The following is a 296-nucleotide window of genomic DNA, read 5'->3' as shown; positions in this document are numbered from 1 at the left end:
CGCACGGCGTAGAAGCTCTTCTCGCCGACGATGAAGGCCATCGCGCCCGACAGGAGCCCCCAGGTGAGCATGATGCGGGCGAACCACACCCGCGCCCCGACCCGCTCCAAGATCAGGTTCGACGGCACCTCGAAGACGAAGTAGCTCAGGAAGAAGATACCGGCCCCGAGCCCGTAGGCCGTGGCGGAGATGCCGAGGTCCCCGTTCATGGACAGCGCGGCGAAGCCGACATTGACCCGGTCGAGGTAGGAGATGAAGTAGCAGGTGATCAGGAGGGGCAGGAGCCGCCTGCTGAC

The 296-nt window shown here is 65.5% G+C and carries 1 protein-coding gene; it reads right to left on the bottom strand.

From position 1 onward, the window contains the following. Positions 1–296, bottom strand: a 296-nt coding sequence (locus ACLBX8_RS32010; RefSeq protein ID WP_447716451.1) for an MFS transporter, incomplete at both ends; no start/stop codon positions are given.

The sequence above is a fragment of the Methylobacterium sp. D48H genome (assembly GCF_053345715.1).
Note: the sequence above shows the minus strand (reverse complement) of the source record. Positions and strands in the feature narration are given on the sequence as shown.